Annotated in this window: 17 protein-coding genes; 14 read left to right on the top strand and 3 right to left on the bottom strand. The window is 54.5% G+C overall.

The window, feature by feature from the left end:
* The first annotated feature begins 148 nt into the window (after positions 1-148).
* The 7 genes from LEPIL_RS07545 to mtnA all read left to right on the top strand — a co-directional run bounded on the left by LEPIL_RS07545 (position 149) and on the right by mtnA (position 7,080).
* Positions 149-1,771: a cell division FtsA domain-containing protein gene (locus LEPIL_RS07545; RefSeq protein WP_002771484.1), complete on the top strand. Its 1,623-nt coding sequence runs from the start codon at positions 149-151 to the stop codon at positions 1,769-1,771.
* Positions 1,771-2,277: a type II secretion system protein GspM gene (gspM, locus tag LEPIL_RS07540; protein ID WP_002771483.1), complete on the top strand. Its 507-nt coding sequence runs from the start codon at positions 1,771-1,773 to the stop codon at positions 2,275-2,277. The genes LEPIL_RS07545 and gspM overlap by 1 nt, the downstream gene beginning before the upstream one ends.
* 1 nt (position 2,278) lies before the next feature.
* Complete coding sequence (gspN, locus tag LEPIL_RS07535; RefSeq protein WP_002771480.1) at positions 2,279-3,142, top strand: type II secretion system protein GspN; 864 nt, start codon at positions 2,279-2,281, stop codon at positions 3,140-3,142.
* Positions 3,143-3,250: 108 nt separating this feature from the next.
* Positions 3,251-3,730, top strand: a complete 480-nt coding sequence (smpB, locus tag LEPIL_RS07530; RefSeq protein WP_002771478.1) for an SsrA-binding protein SmpB — start codon at positions 3,251-3,253, stop codon at positions 3,728-3,730.
* Positions 3,727-5,394 carry a ribosome biogenesis GTPase Der gene (gene der / locus LEPIL_RS07525; protein ID WP_002771476.1) on the top strand — a complete coding sequence of 556 codons (1,668 nt, stop codon included), beginning with the start codon at positions 3,727-3,729 and terminating at the stop codon, positions 5,392-5,394. Before smpB ends, der begins: the two co-directional genes overlap by 4 nt.
* 1 nt (position 5,395) lies before the next feature.
* Complete coding sequence (locus LEPIL_RS07520; protein WP_002771474.1) at positions 5,396-6,043, top strand: hypothetical protein; 648 nt, start codon at positions 5,396-5,398, stop codon at positions 6,041-6,043.
* Positions 6,044-6,054: 11 nt separating this feature from the next.
* Positions 6,055-7,080 carry an S-methyl-5-thioribose-1-phosphate isomerase gene (mtnA, locus tag LEPIL_RS07515; RefSeq protein WP_002771472.1) on the top strand — a complete coding sequence of 342 codons (1,026 nt, stop codon included), beginning with the start codon at positions 6,055-6,057 and terminating at the stop codon, positions 7,078-7,080.
* Here the strand turns inward: mtnA and LEPIL_RS21805 are convergent.
* Positions 7,065-8,456, bottom strand: coding sequence for a CCA tRNA nucleotidyltransferase (locus LEPIL_RS21805; protein WP_002771470.1), 1,392 nt, complete (start codon positions 8,454-8,456; stop codon positions 7,065-7,067). The genes mtnA and LEPIL_RS21805 overlap by 16 nt on opposite strands.
* A 222-nt stretch (positions 8,457-8,678) precedes the next feature.
* On the opposite strand from LEPIL_RS21805, the gene sucC reads away from it, so the two are divergent.
* The 7 genes from sucC (at position 8,679) to LEPIL_RS07475 (ending at position 15,832) form a co-directional block, all read left to right on the top strand.
* Positions 8,679-9,893 carry an ADP-forming succinate--CoA ligase subunit beta gene (sucC, locus tag LEPIL_RS07505; protein ID WP_002771468.1) on the top strand — a complete coding sequence of 405 codons (1,215 nt, stop codon included), beginning with the start codon at positions 8,679-8,681 and terminating at the stop codon, positions 9,891-9,893.
* A gap of 13 nt (positions 9,894-9,906) precedes the next feature.
* Positions 9,907-10,782, top strand: a complete 876-nt coding sequence (gene sucD / locus LEPIL_RS07500) for a succinate--CoA ligase subunit alpha (protein ID WP_002771466.1) — start codon at positions 9,907-9,909, stop codon at positions 10,780-10,782.
* Between the two features lie 385 nt (positions 10,783-11,167).
* A complete protein-coding gene (locus LEPIL_RS07495) occupies positions 11,168-12,250 on the top strand; it encodes an IS110 family RNA-guided transposase (protein ID WP_002771464.1) in 1,083 nt (360 codons plus the stop codon).
* A 533-nt stretch (positions 12,251-12,783) separates the two neighbouring features.
* Positions 12,784-13,491 (top strand): hypothetical protein, encoded by a 708-nt coding sequence (locus LEPIL_RS07490; protein ID WP_002771462.1) that lies wholly within the window; start codon positions 12,784-12,786, stop codon positions 13,489-13,491.
* Positions 13,492-13,493: 2 nt separating this feature from the next.
* Positions 13,494-14,297, top strand: a complete 804-nt coding sequence (locus LEPIL_RS07485; RefSeq protein WP_002771457.1) for an SH3 domain-containing protein — start codon at positions 13,494-13,496, stop codon at positions 14,295-14,297.
* Positions 14,298-14,565: 268 nt separating this feature from the next.
* Positions 14,566-15,204 (top strand): hypothetical protein, encoded by a 639-nt coding sequence (locus LEPIL_RS23780; protein WP_002771455.1) that lies wholly within the window; start codon positions 14,566-14,568, stop codon positions 15,202-15,204.
* Between the two features lie 166 nt (positions 15,205-15,370).
* Positions 15,371-15,832 (top strand): SRPBCC family protein, encoded by a 462-nt coding sequence (locus LEPIL_RS07475; RefSeq protein WP_002771453.1) that lies wholly within the window; start codon positions 15,371-15,373, stop codon positions 15,830-15,832.
* Positions 15,833-15,899: 67 nt separating this feature from the next.
* On the opposite strand, the gene LEPIL_RS07470 is transcribed toward LEPIL_RS07475, so the two are convergent.
* Positions 15,900-17,309 carry a glutamate synthase subunit beta gene (locus tag LEPIL_RS07470; RefSeq protein ID WP_002771451.1) on the bottom strand — a complete coding sequence of 470 codons (1,410 nt, stop codon included), beginning with the start codon at positions 17,307-17,309 and terminating at the stop codon, positions 15,900-15,902.
* A gap of 110 nt (positions 17,310-17,419) precedes the next feature.
* Positions 17,420-17,893, bottom strand: coding sequence for a large-conductance mechanosensitive channel protein MscL (mscL, locus tag LEPIL_RS07465; protein ID WP_052608488.1), 474 nt, complete (start codon positions 17,891-17,893; stop codon positions 17,420-17,422).
* Between the last annotated feature and the right edge of the window lie 70 nt (positions 17,894-17,963).

Below are 17,963 nucleotides of genomic sequence, written 5' to 3'. Positions count from 1 at the left end.
GACAAATAGCGATAAGGGGATGCCTGTCGACCGTCGCCCTTTTTCGCTCGAAGTCCAGACGGGGGCGTGGAATCTGGTGCCCCGGCATCCGATAATGGTAGGAGCTATCTATAATAAGCCCGGATTTCCGGGATAACTTGTAACGAGAATGGGTCTTTTTCAGGAAAACGTCGTCATCGTCGATCGCGGAAGTCATGAGCTGCGCGCCCTGCTTGTGCGCCGCGGCATGGGCACCTTTGACATTCTAAAGAAAGAGACACTGCCGGCTCTGTCTGCGCCCGACGGGGACGGCGAAACGGGCAGCTACAACCTGCTGCGCTTTATCCAGACGCTTTTTCCCGACGAATCGGTCTTTTATCTGCCGGTAACATCCACAGAGCTCTTTGCCCGTAACGTCGATCTGCCCACCGAGAATGCGAAGCTGGCCGCCGAGATCCTGGCCGGCGACCTGGAACCGCTTCTGCCCGTGCCTCTGGAAGAGGTCGAGATCGTATCGACGTGCTGGCAGAGCGGCAACGAGCAATCACGCATGACGGCCTTTGCCGTCGAGAAAAGCCAGATCGAGCTGCTTGCCGATCCTGTCGTAAAAAGCGGTAAAAGCATCGGATACATGGCTCCTGTTCCGCATCTGCTGGCCAGCGCGGTGAATCTGCTGCCGGTGCAGGAGACGGCGGGTCGTGTTATCGCACAGCTCGACATCGGCCTTCATGGCACGCTGTTCAATCTGCTTTCTGACGGCAAGCTGGCCTTCACGCGCATCCTGCCTATCGGCGGAGCGGACTTTACCGAAGAGATAGCGGAGCAACTCGGCATTTCGATAGACGAGGCGGAGCGTTTTAAACGCGACTCGGGCGTCGATATCTCACGCAAGGACATCGACGAGCTGCCGGCGTCGCTACCCGGACGATCCGGTCTTACGGCTCCCAAGCTGAAGCGTATGAAGCAGGGCCTTCTTCGCCTTGTGAAGGAGATGGCGGCCGAGATCGAGCGCTCCATTCTCGCATCGCCTCTTCGCGAACCGTCGCATCTTTATATCTCGGGCGGCGGATCATTGCTGCGCGGTATCAGCGACGTTCTTGAAGAAGAGACGAATCTTCGTTTCAGGCGTTATCCGCTCATGCTGGCCGAAGAGGGCGTCGAGCAGTGGATCATCTGTCTCGGTACCCTGCACGCCGTCGGAGCAAAGAAAGAGGCCCGACTCGATCTTCTGCAGACGCCGACGGGCGCCCGGCTGCGCAGTGGAGAGATTCGCTGGAGGCCTTTTATGATGCCGGGCATCGTCGCCTCATCGGCGCTGCTTATTCTGCTTTTTTCGTTTATTATAGGCATCGTATCAGAACAGAATCAGCTCTCGGCCTTACAGGGACAGATGCAGGAGATTGCAAAGGCCATCCCCGGCATCAACCCGAAGCAGGATCCCGTGAAGGCCGCCCGTGCGATCTGCCAGAATCGCCTGCGTGTGATGCGTACCGTGCTCGGCGGCTATCGCACGCTCGATATCCTGAAAGAGGTGACCGATCATACGGCCGATCCGTCGCAGGCGTCGCTTAAACTGAAAAGCATTAAATACGATGAATCGGCGGTGGAGCTTGATCTTGAGGTGGATAGCGTCAATCAGCTCGTCGCCATTCAGGAACACTATCAGAACAGCAAGCTCTTCTCGGCCGTCGAAGTGATCCGGCGAGATATCAATCCGAGACAGAAGGTGCGCCTCGGGTTGAAGCTCGTTCTGAAGCCGGTCACGAATAATCTTGAGGTCAACTGTCGCTGATGCTGGATAAACTGAGTTCACGCGAAAGGCTTCTTCTGATGCTTGCCGGCGTCTTGTTTGGCGTGCTTGCGCTCGGCCTGCTCGGGCATCTCATTCTCGAGAAGCGTTCCAATCTGCGAAAGCAGCTTGCGCAGGCCAGGCGCGACGTGAAGACGCTTGTGAAGCTGCGCGACGAGATACAGTCGATGGCGTCGACGGGAAATCCGCCCGACGAAAACCAGTTACTGAGCATCGTTACCCAGTCATTGCAGAACCGCAATCTGACCGCATCAAGCATCCGCAGTGATGAGCAGAAGGTCGGGCGCAACGATAAAAGAACGCTGGTAAAGGTGACGTTCAGCGGAGTGCAGCTGGAGCCGCTCATGCAGTTTCTCTATGACATGGAATACACGCAGACGAACGGCGTTACCGTCGGCGATCTGCATATAGGAAAGGCGCTTTCGCGGGATTCCTATGATGCAAGCATCACCGTCTATGTGCTGCAGCCTGTAAAACAGGAACGATAAGATGGCAACGGAAACCGAAGAACAGGGAATCGACGAAGAGCTCGATGAATCGCTTGAAGAAGAGGCGCGGCTGAGCGGACGTCAGCGCCTGTGGGTTGCCGTTGCGGGCGTGGTGTCGTTCTTTCTTTTTTTCCTGCTACTTTTTCCGTTTGAGGGCATACTCAAGTCGACGCTTCAGAAGAGGCTGGCTCCGGCCCTGCGATTGGAATTCACAAGCATGAAGCTCGGCCTGATCGGTCAGACGAAGATCGACGACCTCTCGCTACAGAGCGACGGCGGCTTTCGTCTGGAAGCTGAGAACGCCGTGGCGGATCTGAAGAAGCTGGCCCTGATCCGGTTTGCGCCTAAAGGCACGGTACGATTGAACGGCGGGAACTTCGGCATCGGCAATTTCGGTGGAAGCTTCAAGTCGCTCGATGTCAATCTCGACATGAGCAGCGTTACGGCGCCTCCGTCGCAATGGGAGGGGACGATTCAGGTGAAGTTGGATCGCCTCGAACCGGAACAGCTTCCAGGGCTTCTGGCGATGCTGCCGGCCACACCAGAGGAGCTGACGATCGAGCGCTTTAATCTGCCGCTGCAATTCAAGAAAGGAACGGTTGACTTCAATCAAGCGCAGATACAGAGTCCGCTCTTCACCGTGCGCCTTGAAGGGACGGGCCGTCTGAGCGCTTCTTTATCAGATACGTCGCTCGATGGAAAGGTCTGTCTGCGACCTGTCGACGATCTTGAGACGAGAAACGAAGGCCTTTACAATTTCTATATCATGAACGGCGGTGCAGCCGGAGGCGAACTGTGCATGAAGATTTCGGGGATGCTGATGAGCCCGAACTTTTCGCCCGTAGACCAGGCTCCGGCTCAATAACCGCGGCAACGGCTGTGTCCGGCGCATGGGTCCTCAGAATCAGTCGCCTTGAATTCCGACTTTCCACGGTGCAGGCATCTGAAAAACCGGCAGGGTCGGTGTTTGATTATGGCTGAACCAAAGAAAAGAAATAATCCGCAGCCCCTTGTGAATAAAAGGGCCCGCCATAACTACGAGGTTCTTGAGACCCTCGAGGCAGGCATCGTGCTGGTCGGCACCGAGGTGAAAAGCCTGCGCGAAGGCCAGGCCGACATCGCCGACGCCTTTGCCATTCCTAAAGGCAACGAGATCTATCTGCTGAATCTGCGCATCCAGCCGTATCGCAACGCCACCTACTTCAATCACGAAGAGGCCCGGTCGCGCAAGCTTCTCCTGAAAAAAGAAGAGATCACGAAGCTCATGTCAAAGGTGCATGAGAAGCGCCTCACGCTTGTGCCTCTTAAGCTCTATTTTAACGCGCGCGGCAAGATCAAGGTTGAGTTAGGCCTCTGTCGCGGTAAAAAGAACGTCGATAAACGCGAAGACGAACGTAAGAAACAGGATCAGCGGGAGATGGACCGCGCCCTGAAATACAGGGAGCGATCATGAAAAAGAATATACCCGTTGTGGCCCTTGCCGGCAAAAAGAACGCCGGTAAGTCATCGCTGCTCAATACGCTGCTTGGAAAGGCGCGGGCGATCACCGACGACTTCGCCGGCCTGACACGCGACCTGCTTGAGGTCGAGATCCGCCGCTATGGCTATCATTTTCAACTGGTCGATATGCCCGGCCTCGATCTCGATGAAGAACAGCCTCTTGAAAAAGAGATCCTCAGACGGGCCCGCAGCTTTCTCGAATCCGTCGATTGCGTAATCCTCGTTTATGACGCTCCGTCGCCGTCCCCGTTTGATATTGAGCTTCGCGAGCTGTTCCGGCGTCAGTTTCCGCAGATGCCGGTCGTCGAGATCGTTAACAAAGTTGATAACCCCGAAATGGCCGACGATATTATGCCCGACTTCTACGAGGTCGGATTATCGCCCATTCCCGTATCGGCGAAAAGCCGCTGGAACATGCGCACGCTTTGCAAAGAGATCGACGACCGACTGGACGGCGCCGCCCGCGATCGAACGACGAGCGACGAACAGCCTCCCGAGAAAGACCGGGAAGAGGGTTATACACCCGTCGTCAAACAGGACTCGACCGTCGTCTCGGATTCCGAGACTGAAGACGTTCGTATCGCCCTTGTGGGCAAACCGAACGTCGGTAAATCTTCGCTTTTCAACCGCTGGATCGGGCAGGAACTATCGCTTGTATCAGATATCGCCGGTACGACGCGCGATACGATCGATACGGTTTTCAAGCACTTCGGCCATACGGTACGCGTCGTCGACACGGCGGGCCTGCGTCGCGAGGGTCGCATTAAAGAGGCCCCCGAGTTCTTCTCGGCGCGTCGCACCCGTCGCGCCATACAGGACAGTCATATCGTCGTGCAGCTGCTGAGCGCTCCCGAAGGCATCACCGACTACGACAAAAAGATCGCCGCTCTTGTGCAGGAGCTCTCGCGTCCGTCCATCATCGTCATCAACAAGTGGGATGCCATCCCCGAAAAAGAAACGAACACGCAGAAGGAATTCCTGGCCGACGTGCAGGCTCTCTTTCCGTATTTGAAGAAGATCCCCATCTTCTTCTGCTCGGCTCTAACGGGCAAGCGAGCGATGGAACCCTTAAAAAAAGCCATCGAAGTATTCGAGCGCGCCTCGTTTCGCGTTCCGACGGCGAGGCTGAACGAGATCGTGCGTCAGTGGCTGAAAGGCAAACTCGGAATACCGGCCGGTTTCAAGCTGCTTTATGCGACTCAGACCGGACGCATGCCGCCCGTATTCGTACTCTTTGTTAACCGCGCCAGTCTTCTACCTGCGTCGGCTCTGAGTTACCTTGAGAACCGTCTGCGCGAGGAGTTTCAACTCGAAGGCATTCCCATCCGAATTCTCGTGCGCGAGAACTCGGATAACGAGAAAGCAGGCGATGCGAATACATCGGAGAAAGGCGTTCCGGGACGCAAGACGGCGACGAAGAAGGCGAAGACTAACGCAACGACAGACGTGTCCATAAAGACCGCAAAAAAGTCATTTACAAAGAAGGCCTTCTCAAAGAAAACATCCGGCCCTTCCATAAAACGAGGCGCCGGAAGCGGAGTTTCGCGCAAGCAGGGCTCCCAGGACCGTCCCAAGAAGAAAGGCGTCATTCGATCGATCTCTCGATCAAGGAAATAGCATGTTCCTGGACGAAATCTTCGAGTCGGATTTCTTCCTGATGGACGAGAAGAGCGAGCGAGCCGAGTGGTTCTACTCGCACTATCATAGTTATACGGCCGAGGATATTTACGCCTGGCTGTGGGCCGGGGAGTTCGGTTATCCGCCGGGCCAGTATCCCGACGCCGATCTGCATCGTTTGCTTGAAGACATCCGCCAGGCCCGGTATCACGCCGGAACGATTCGCTCGGTATGGGAGCCGCTCGGTCTCGAAAATCATCTCATCAAGATCAACATCGCACACTATGCCGATGCCGGATGTCCGCTTCCGCGACTGATTCAACTTTCGGAGCGTATACGGGAAGAAATAAACCCGAACGCTATGCGCTTTAAATCAAACTGGAATCTCATGAAGGCTCACATCTCAGAAGGAGCGGACGTTTCTCTGACGCAGATCCATGAGTTTGAGGAGCGCATTCCGTTTAATATGACGCCGTTTATTGCGCATACGGCGGATTTTCTATCGCAGTTTGGCGTGCACTACCGCATTGTGCCGGCCGATCTTTTCTTTGATCATTTTCCAGAGTATGAATCCATATACGATCGTCATGAGCGCGAGAGCACTCGTACTGATCCGGGAAGAAATTCGGGCAATTCCGGGGAGTTTTAGGGTAACGACTGATGAATTACATTCCATCATTGAAATACGAAAACGGTCAGCTGACGATCATCGATCAGACACGGCTTCCCGTCGAAACCATCTGGCTGCCGATTCACGATCTGAATACGGCATGCGAGGCCATCGTCGCCCTGCGCGTGCGCGGAGCTCCGGCCATCGGCGTGATGGCGGCTCTTTCTGCGATCGTCGTCTTTCGCAATTCCGTGAAAGCGGGCGAGGCAGCCTCTGTGGAGCGCTTTCTTGAGATCTGCAATACGCTGCGAAAAACCCGTCCCACGGCGGTGAATCTGTTTTATGCGATGGATCGCATGTCGGCAAAGGCGGCAGGCCTCGAAGGGTTAGCCGCAGATGAACTGCAGCAGCAGCTTGAAGCGGAAGCTGTCGCCATTTACAGAGAGGATGTCGAACTCTGCGACGCCATCGGTCGACACGGCGCCACTTTAATTAAGGAAGGGGCGACCGTTCTTACGCATTGTAATACGGGATCGCTGGCCACAGCAGGCCGGGGAACGGCGCTGGGGGCGATCTATACGGCCTTTTTTGAAGAAGCAAAGAAGATTAAGGTAATCAATACCGAGACGAGGCCGCTTCTACAGGGAGCCCGACTGACGTCATACGAGCTGGTGACGGCCGGCATTCCTACGACTCTGATCACCGACAGCATGGCGGCGATGGTGATGAAGCAGCGTCGTGTCGACCTCGTTATGGTCGGCGCCGATCGCATCGCGCGAAACGGCGACTCGGCAAACAAGATCGGTACGCTTGCGCTGTCGATTCTCGCAAAGCACTACGGAATCCCTTTTTACGTTCTGGCTCCGTCGACGACGATCGATACGACCATCGCCGACGGCTCGGCCATCGTCATCGAAGAGCGCACAGCCGATGAGGTGCGCAGCTTCGGTGAACGTAGAACGGCGCCCGCTAATGTGAATGTATTTAATCCGGCCTTTGACGTGGCGCCGGCCGAGCTGATCAGCGGTATCGTCACCGAAAAAGGCGTCTTTCACGGGCCCTACGACTTTCGCTGACGTTCAACCTCTTCAAGAAGCCACTCCTTCGTATTGAGCGAAGGGTCTATGTGGATGCGATCCAGCAGCAGCTGAAGCAGGGCGCCCAGCTCGGCGCCGCGAAAGCCGAGCTGCTGCAGATCGTTTCCGTTGATCGCAAGATCGGTGATAAGTAACGGTTCGGTGGCTAACGAACGCATCATCCAGTCGTAATGCGCCGTCAGTCTTTCGGCGACGATTCCTCCGCTCTGCGGCCGTGCCGGACGATCGGCATCGACGTCAATGGGGTTACCCGAGAAATGTGGCAGCGTCACCGCCGTCTCGTTGATAAAGGCAGAGGCGGCCTCAAGAAAGAGAGCCGGCGCCGGATCGCCTTCGCCGCGAAGCTCTTTCTTGAATCGACCGAGCAATCTGCGCCAGCGGCTCTTTTCGAGAGCGGCTTTTTGCGCATCTTCAAGAGCGACGATAGAATCGCCGTCAAACGATTCCAGGAGACGAAAGAGAGCTCCGTAGAGAACGATGCGCTTGATGACGGCCCCCGAGAGGCGAAGATGCTTCGCACAACGTTCCGGTTCGCTCGACGCTCGATCCAGCCAGAGCGCCATGCGGAATACGGGATCGGCAAAGGCATTGAGCGATTCGAGAAACGATACGGGTTGAGATGTGGCACAGGGAACAAAGATCGAAAGCAGATCGGCCTCCTGCATGGCCTCAAACATAGGCGAAGGATGCGAAGCCTTGAGGCCTTTCCAGAGCTCATCCGAGAAGCGCTCGATGGCGACGCCTTTCATGCGCGAGCGCACGTCCTCTCGCAGCATCGCATCGTGCGTTTCTTTTTCGATACGAAAGCCCAGTGTGGCGCGAAAGCGACAGGCGCGTACGGGACGCAATCCGTCTTCAAAGAAGCGATCTTCGGGGCGGCCGATCGTGCGGATGATGCGGCGTTCGAGATCGGCCTGGCCGTCGAACTCGTCGATGAGCTCGCCCGTCGCCGGATTCAGAGCAAGGGCGTTGATCGTAAAGTCCCGTCGGCTGAGATCCTCTTCAAGCGTGGACGCATATTCGATGCGATCGGGGCGCCTGGCATCGGTGTACTCCGACTCGGTGCGATAGGTCGTCACCTCATAGGGATGACTGTCAAACAGCACGGTCACCGTTCCATGCTGCAGACCGGTGGGCACGGTGCGACGGAAGATGCGCACGACGTCTTCAGGGCGGGCGTCGGTGGTGATGTCGACATCCTGCACCTTACGACCGAGCAGAAGATCGCGCACGCATCCGCCTACAAGATGGCACTGGAAGCCGTGCGAGGTAAGCGTACGATGCAACTCGACGACATGAGAGGGCACCGGCTTCTCAAGAAGCTTCAGGATGGAGAGGTCGATCTTATGTTTCATACTGCACTGTTTCGATTCAGATGAGCACCGTTCGGGTTTTTTTAGCGGCTCCGGACTAAAATCAATTGACCTGAGAGCCGCTTCCAGGCCCCTGTAATTCTAAAGAAATTTTAGGATCGAACGGTCTTGCGCGACATACCACGTACCTGTACGGTGCGTTCGCCGCAAACCTTTTCACCGTCTTTGATAATGTAAAGAGCGAATACGTAGTATGAGGAAAGTATGAAACTTCACGAGTACCAGGCGAAAGAGATTCTTCGACGCTACGGCGTCAAGGTATCCGACGGCAGGGTCGTTGAGAAGGCATCCGATATCGGTGCCGCTTACGACGCCCTGGGCGGCGGCTTTATCGTCGTTAAAAGTCAGATCCACGCAGGTGGACGCGGTAAAGGAACGCTGTACGACGGACCGAATCCGTCTACGGCAAAAAAAGTGCAGGAAGGCGGCGTTAAGCTGGCCCGCACAAAAGAAGAGGCCATCCAGTATGGAACGGCCATGCTCGGTAACTATCTGCACACCATTCAGACCGGCGGCGAAGCCAAGCAGGTTCTGAAGATCTGGCTGGAGCAGGGCACCGACATCGAAAAAGAACTCTATCTTTCCATTCTGCATGACCGTGCGCTGAACAAGCCCATCGTCATGGCTTCGAGCGAAGGCGGTATGGACATCGAAGAGGTCGCCGCTCACCAGCCCGAGAAGATCGTGAAGATCGCCATCGAGCCGGCCATCGGTATGCAGGCATGGCAGGCGCGCGAGATTCTCTTCAAGCTGGGCGTTCCGGCTGAAACGCTGAAGCAGGGAACGAAGTTCCTTCTCGCTCTGTGGGACGTTTACGAGAAAGAAGATGCTTCGATGCTTGAGATCAACCCGCTTGTTCTCACGAAATCGGGCGAACTGCATGCTCTGGACTGCAAGTATGCGTATGATGATAACGCCCTCTATCGTCATCCCGAAACCGAAACGCTGCGCGATCTGACTGAAGAAGATCCGCTTGAAGTCAAGGCGTCGGAATTCAACCTGAACTATGTGCGTCTGGACGGCAACGTCGGATGTATGGTAAACGGCGCCGGCCTTGCCATGGCAACGATGGACCTTATCAAGCATGCAGGCGCCGAGCCGGCTAACTTCCTCGACGTGGGCGGTGGAGCGAATCCGACGACCGTCGCAAACGGCTTCCGTATCATTCTCGGTGATCCGAACGTGAAGGCGATTTTCGTTAACATCTTCGGTGGCATCGTTCAGTGCGACCGTGTCGCTAACGGTATCGTTCAGGCGGCGAAAGAGGTGCAGATCAACCTGCCTCTCATCGTTCGACTGAAAGGAACGAACGCCGACATCGCAGCGAAGATTCTCGCCGATTCAGGCCTTCCCATCATCGTAGCCGCCGAACTCAGCGACGCCGCCGAAAAGGTAGCGGGCGCCGTTAAAGGCAAGTGAGGAGTATAAGAACATGGCAGTACTCGTAGACAAAAATACCCGACTGGTGGTGCAGGGCATCACCGGTAAAGAAGGCACGCTGCATACGACGCAGATGCTTGAATATGGCACGACGATCGTCGGCGGTGTGACGCCCGGTAAAGGCGGACAGAAATGGGAAAACAAGGTTCCTATCTTCAACACGCTGCGTGACGCCGTTGAGAAAGAAGGCGCAAACGCCACCGTGATCTTCGTGCCGCCGGCCTTTGCCGCCGACGCCATCCTCGAAGCCGTAGGATGCGAGATTCCTCTGGCCGTATGTATCACCGAGGGCATTCCCGTACGTGATATGGCCCGTCTGTATACGGTTCTCAAGAACTCAAAGACGACTCTGATCGGACCGAACTGCCCCGGCGTTATCAGCCCCGGCATGCAGAAGGTCGGTATCATGCCCGGCTTTATTCACAAGCAGGGATCGATCGGCGTCGTTTCCCGTTCCGGAACTCTGACCTATGAAACCGTCGGTCAGCTGACGCTTGTCGGTCTCGGTCAGTCCACCTGTATCGGTATCGGCGGTGACCCGGTCATCGGCACGAAGCATAAAGAGGCCATCAAGCTTCTCAATGAAGACCCCGAAACCGAAGGTATCATCATGATCGGCGAGATCGGTGGTACTGACGAAGAAGACGCTGCAGAATGGATTAAGGCAAACGTTAAGAAGCCCATGGTCGGCTATATCGCCGGTCAGACGGCTCCTCCGGGACGTCGTATGGGCCATGCCGGCGCCATCATCTCCGGTGGCAAAGGTACGGCTGAATCCAAGATGAAGGCGATGACCGAAGCGGGCGTTAAGGTCGTGAAGTCTCCGGCTGACATCGGAACGGCGATGAAAGAGCTTCTGAAGAAGTGATCTGATTCAGAACGATTCATGGAAAGGCCGCTTGCAAGAGCGGCCTTTTTCGTTTGTAGGAGTGGTTAACCTCAGAGGGCGCTGAGGGATCGGAGAAAGCCGGCAATCCGTTTAACCACGGAGATGGCCATGAAAAGCAAGTAGACGAAGCAAAGTTCTGATGTACTTCCAGTTCGACGGGGCTGGAAGGCCGGTGGCAGGTTGTTCTGAGCAGTGGGACTTGTGATCTCGGCACGGAGATTAACCTAAACCGGCCACCGAACTTCCATATGAGGCGCCGAGAGGAAAGCTCGGGTGACCTCGAATAGGAGACTGGTGTACAAATCAGAGCTTGTCAAGCCCTTCCTGCTCCTTCGTTACTACGAATGAAGAGAGGTGCTGGAGTATGGATACGAACAAACCGGTAGTCGGAATCGATCTGAGCAAAAGAACCCTTGAAGCAGTTCGGGTTACGGGCGAACGAATTGAGCGGTTTTCCGGGAAAACAGATGATCAGGGACTTCGAGCCCTTGAAAAATGGCTGAAAAAAGGCGAGACCGTCGTTATGGAAGCCGGTAGCCAGGCCTTTCGCATTGCTCGACGGCTGGCTAAAAATATCGGCTGCGACATGATCGTGTTGAATCCCGGCGATGTTGCCGTCATCTATGACTCTTTGAAAAAGACGGATAAAGAAGACGCCCTGAAACTGGCCCGGCTGGCGCAGCGCCATCCCCGGGAAGAGTTGCCGACCGTGGAAATTCCGACAGAGAAGCAGGAAGCAATCCGTCGACTCTCTACCGAACAGGCGCACTGGAGCGAGATGATCAGCATGAGTAAGAATCGTCTCCATTCCGTATTCGTCGAAGCAGGAATTGTTCATCTCACAAGAAGCCATCTGAGTCGACGAGAAAACAGACAGGAAGCGTTTGAATCACTTCCAGAGTTCTATCAGGCTGAGGCTTCCCGGCTGATGCGAGACATCGACCACATGGAAGGGTTAGTCGAAGAGCTGGAAGAGCAGATTCGAGACGCATTAAAAGAGAATCTGGATTATACATCCCTTGTCATGTCGATGCCCGGTGTCGGTCCTATTCTTGCGCTGGCTCTGCTCGGCTATCTCGGCGATGGGAAAAGATTTTCCAGCGCCAAACAGGTGGGCTTCTTTGTGGGCCTGGTGCCGAAGGTCCAGATATCCGGAACGATGGTGCATTACGGACATATCGTTCACACGGGATGCAAGCCTATCCGGCGAGTCATTATCCAGGCCGCATGGGCATTGACCCGATCCAACGAAGGCGGAGATCTGCGTGCCTTTTACCAGCGACTGTACCCCATCAAAGGGAAGAAAAAGGCCATCGTTGCAGTAGCTCGAAAGATGACCGAGATCCTGTATCTCATGGTCAGGAATGGTGAGTTTTACCGGCATTCGGACCCTGCCAATCTGAAGAAGAAACTGAAATACTACGGTCTGCACAGTGCAGCCGCTTGAAAAGGAATCGCCTGATTAAAAAAATTGGGTCGGAGTGCGGGAGGGGCTTGACTATGGTCATGTAACATAGGAGACACGGAGAGGGTTTGAAAAGCGGAGGAGTTGGTCAGGAGCAGCATTATTATTCGGCGATATCAGTTACAGTTACGGTTACGAGTAAGAGAACGGCCCATCGAACTCTGGTTTTCTTGGTTTTTACGCCGTGTCTCCGTGGTTTATTCCTCTTGATTCGTATTCAAAGCGACCGCAGCGCAAAGCGGGAAATACGTTTAACATAGGAGGCACGGAGAAAACGATTCTCTGCTATCTCAGTGTCCTCTGAGGTTCATTCTTTACCTTTAATCCGCCAGCTCCATCGTCACGGAGCATTTTAGGGATCCGAGCGATGTCCAGAAGGCCCGCAGATTACGCACGAGATAGTTGGTTATTTTTCCTGTTGACAGGCAGCCGGCGTGATGGCACCATCTTCTGCCAATGCTCGGAGAATTGAGCAATAGCGCCGGAATAATGCCGCCAGTCAGGAGTTCCACAAGATGAAAAGAACCACATTCTTGCGTGTCCTGCTTGCTGCCCTTGTTCTGATTACTGCATCATGTAAAGGGAAATCCGAACCCGGAATCGTCCTCGCTCCCGAGGTTCCGCTCCTGAAAGATGCGCAGCCAAAATCCGAGGCTATCGCCGTCCTTCATCAGGGTGATCGAATTCAGGTTGTATCCGCCAGAGAGAACAAAGACAACACGGCGCTTCAGCTCGTTGTTGCACAGGTGGACGGAAAAGATGTGGAGGGGTTTGTATCACCGGCTGCTGTCTCGACGCTTCCCTCCGCTATACAGGAAACGGAGCAGTGCTTGAAGCAGGGCAGCAAACTCTTTCTCTTCGGGCCTGATAAGCAACGATTCTGTATCTCAGAGAGGCTTGAGAAGTTTCTCAAGGGCGGAAGGTTGATCCAGGGCTACTGTAGCACGACTACGATCAATGTGTCAGGTCCGAACTGTAATATCATTCAGGGAAGTGTCGTCACTGAGGAGGTCACGAGAGTATCCTTTCCCTGGAAACTGGAGCGTTCGGGTAACGAGGTGCTCTTTCGGTGCCCTTACAGCTTCGATTTTCAGAGCGTCGTATTGGAGAATCACAATGTTTCGGGAGAGGCCATTGTAAAGGATACGCCGGAAGGCCTGAGACAGATTATCGAAGGAAAGCTGCACAGCCTTCATGACCCCGACGTCTACTGTGGAGATTGAGAATGATCGTGAGGGTTCTTTTGAAGGGACTGCTGTTGCTGTTTGGCGCAATGGTCGTGCAGCAATGCTCGCTTTCCGCTGAATCCGAGACGGAAAAGGCAGTTATCGTTACTGCAACATCGTTGAACTGCAGAGCTACTCCGTCCGTTTCGGGCAGGAAGATCTCAGCCTTTGTCTTCGGGCAGATCGTCGCCGTGTCCGGAGTCAGCGACAAGACAGATACGATCGAAGGAACTACGGCTCACTGGTTCAGAAGTTCAAGGTTCGACTGCTGGATCTTCGGTGGCTACGTATTTCAGAACCGCATGCTGAATGCTCAAAGAATCATCCACCTTGAGCGGCAAGAGTTCATTGGAAATATGCTGTGCGGCGGTAATTCATGCGGAAGTTCGTTTGAGGCGATTCTGGTCGACTCAGCGTATGTCGCTCCTGTCTGGTATTCCGATTACTGCGAGACTCCAGATGTTCCTTGTACGGGACGCATCGTCGGCGAGTTGACTGTTTACGATGATCGGATTCAGCTTCACGAGCCATCTGCCTATTACTGGGAGAACTCTGATAGAACCGTTCGTAAAATAACCGGTCCTGGATTCGCGCCTGAAATCGTCGATTACTACGGTAATCTCTATAAAAAGGCAGATAAAAACGGGCTTTACTATGCGAACGGGTACTACTCAAAAATCACAAGAGAGCAGGCTCGAAGAAACGCAGAGTCCGGAGTGCAGAGTGATAGCCCGGCAGGCATATTTTTCATTGAAAAGAATATCACGTCTGACGAGGCATTCCGACATGCGATGTTTAAATAGATAGCAGCAAGGGGCTTCTCATAGGGCCTCTGCTCAGAAGGGTTTTACAGACTCTCGGAAACGAAGAGTTTTAGTCACCGACAAGAGCGAAGTACTCGAAAGGTTCCTCCGCGATCTCGGTGTCCTCTGAGGCTTATTTTTCCTGGCTTTCTGCCCCCGGCTCCCCGGCCTTATCCGTTCATCGCCGTTGCGCCCTTTTTTCCCTCTTGCTCGCCGCTGAGTTTGGATTGACAGCATTCAATTTCCGTATAGAGCAGATGACACCGCTATGGAACGTAACAAAGCAAAGAAAGAACATCGCTCGTGGTTTTTCAAGGGCCTCTACGGTGGCGCCGGGCTTGCCCTGGGATTCTTCGGGACGGCGCTTCTTGCCGTTACAGTATCGACGATGACCTCGTTTCAGAGCGGAGAGGTGATCTCTTCGGCAAAGATCAACGAGAACTTTGCTGCACTGAAGGCAGCCATAGAATCCATTCCTCAGTATGAGGTCCTGGACTCGAACGACGTGAAGCTGGCCGATGTTACGCCCGTTGGGTTCCTGACCGGGACAGGGTATCGCGTAAATGTGATGCTCGGCATGGGGGCTACTTCAGGTCTTGAAATTGAACATGCGTATCGCTCGATGCCGATCGTTTACCGATCTGAAAACTGTAACGGCACCCGCTATATTCAGGGCTCCGAGACATCTGCAAAGTCAATATATAAGACTGATAAGGGATTTTATTATATTTCAGATAAGCCTGCAACAGTTCAAGCGACAGTTTATTCTTATCGCGATACAGAAACGGGAATGTGCGGATATGTTAATTCGACTGTTTCACTTGTCCAATTAATCCCCAATGATCCTGCGATTACCGGCTTTGATCCCGCCCTCTACACGCCACCGTTTCGCGTTGTGCGGAAATAATCTCAAGAAATCAAGTGAGCCTGTTCGCTCGATCATACAAACGGTGGTCGTTCTGGCTTTCCTCCGTGTCACCGTGGTTTCCCTGCTTTAAACAAATTCAATAGCCGTTTCTTTACTCCCTGATTTGTTTCTGTAAAAATCATCAGTTCATTTCACGGGAGGCATTATGAAGCGTTTGCATTTCGATATCGTCATCAAGGCACCGGTAGAAAAGGTCTGGGAATCGATGCTGGGCGACACCGGCTATCGCAGCTGGACTCGAGTGTTTTCAGAAGGGTCGTTTTTCAGAGGAGAGTGGAAGACCGGAGCAAAGATGCTCTTCCTGGCTCCCTTTCCCTCAGAAGGCAATGAAGGCAGCGAAGGCGGAATGGTCAGTCGCATTAAAGAGGCGGTCCCACATTTACACGTGAAGATCGAGCACCTCGGCATGATCGCGAACGGAGTCGAGGATACGACGAGCGAAAAGGTGAAGCCATGGGCCGGCGCTGAGGAAAACTACTATTTCGAAAAGCACTCCGAAGGCACGGAGCTGCGAATCGAAACCGATATGGATGAGCAGCACGTAGAGTTTTTCGAGCGGGTCTGGCCACAGGCCCTTGCGACCTTGAAGCAGAACTGCGAGGCGTAGCCGACGCCCGCAATAAAAAACCCGGACGTAGCGTCCGGGTTATCTGTGATCCCTCTCAGGTCAGAGATTACTTCGCCGTCAGATACCTGTCGATGGCAAGAGCCGCCTGCCGTCCGAGATTGATGGCATGAACGACAAGCGAAGGTCCGCGGGTGGCATCGCCGGCGGCGAAGAATCCGGGCACGCTGGTCTGGTAGTTGCCGTCGACCTGAATGTTGCCGCGTGCATCGTAGGCGACGCCGAGGTCGGTTAACAGTCCGTTACGTACCGGATGCACGAATCCCATTGCAAGAAAGATCAGATCAACCTCAAGCTCGAATTCCGTTCCGGCGACCTCGTTCATCTTGCCGCCCTGCCAGGAGAGCTCGACGCATTTCACTTTCTTCACGACGCCGTTTTCGCCGATGATCTCTTTCGTAAGAACGCTCCACTGACGTTCGCAACCCTCTTTATGAGAGCTGGATGTGCGAAGCATGTTCGGCCAGAGCGGCCACGGCGTCTGCTCGCTGCGCTCTGCCGGAGGTTGCGGCAGAAGCTCGATCTGACGTATGGATTTCGCGCCGCGACGATTCGATGTGCCGACGCAGTCCGACCCCGTGTCGCCGCCGCCGATGACAAGGACGTTTTTCCCTTCGATCTCGATCAGCTCTTCGGGCGGAATGACTTCTCCGTGCACAAGCTGGTTTTGCTGTTTGAGTAGCTGCATGGCGAAATAGACGCCTTTCAGCTCGCGTCCGGGAACCGTCAGATCACGAGGTTGACGCGCACCGACGGCCAGACAGACCGCATGATATTCGCTTTTCAACTGTTCTACCGTAATGTCGCGCCCGACAAGCACGCCACATCGGATCTCGATCCCTTCTTCCTGAAAGAGCGCAAGGCGTCGATCGATGACGGACTTCTTCAGCTTGAAGTCGGGGATGCCAAAACGCATGTATCCGCCTGCTCGCTCTTCGGCTTCAAATACGGTGACCGTATGGCCCGCTCTGTTGAGAAGATCGGCGGCGGCAAGGCCGGCCGGGCCCGATCCGATGACGGCGACCTTTTTGCCTGTGCGCTTCTGCGGCGGCTGCGGCTGGATAAAGCCTTCTTCAAAGGCCCTTTCAATAATCGTTCTTTCGTTTTCGCGGATGGTGACCGGCTGATCGGTCAGGCCGAGCACACAGGAGGCCTCGCACGGCGCCGGGCAGACGCGGCCCGTGATTTCCGGGAAGTTATTCGTGCTCTGAAGCGATTCCCATGCCTTCTTCCATTCGCCTTTATGGGCATAGTCCTGCCATTCGGGCATGATGTTGCTGACCGGACACGCCCAGTGACAGAAGGGGACGCCGCAATCCATACACCGGCCGAGCTGCTCATGACGTTCGTCGTTCGGCAGATCGTTCTCCACCTCGTTGTAGTCGTGAACACGCTCTTCGATCGGTCTGTAGCCGGAATCTTTGCGTCTGAATTTAAGAAAGCCTGTAACGTCGCCCATATCGTTCTCCCCGGTTTGAATTCTTGCACCGGTCACGACCAGAGGTCGTTCAGGGGGATGGGGATCAAGCAAAAACAGAGGATTATCTCTCTATGAACGGCGAAGATGAGTTATTCTCTTCTACCTCCCTTTTTTCCGCTCCCGGATTCACCCTTCAGCAGATCCCGGATCTCAGTCAGTAGTTGAATATCGGCCGGAACGGACGGAGCAGCTTCTGACTGAGCCGAGAGTCGTTTCAAACGCTCGCTGAATCTTATGATCAGAAAAAGAGCAAAGGCGATGATGAGAAATTCGAACACATTTTGAATAAATAGACCGTAGTTCAGCGTTACCGGTTCGGTCTCGCTTCCACCGATAACGATCTTTAAATCCTTGAAATCAACGTTACCTATGAGAAGTCCGAGAGGCGGCATCAGGATGTCGGCAATGAGGGAGGTGACGATCTTTCCGAAGGCGGCGCCGATCATGATACCGACGGCGAGATCGATGACGTTTCCACGCAGCAGAAATCTCTTGAAATCCTGAAAAATAGGAGTAGCGGTTATTCGCTTTAAAGTGCTGCCCGTGACGGATGGTCTTTGCATACTGCCATGCTTCTTTGCCTGACCGAAGGAGACAATCATTACAGAGCAACGCCTAACCGATCCGCTTATT

The sequence above is a fragment of the Leptonema illini DSM 21528 genome (assembly GCF_000243335.1).
Lineage (GTDB): Bacteria > Spirochaetota > Leptospiria > Leptospirales > Leptonemataceae > Leptonema > Leptonema illini.
The sequence above is the reverse complement of the archived record's forward strand: the minus strand, read 5'-3'. Positions and strand labels throughout refer to the sequence as shown.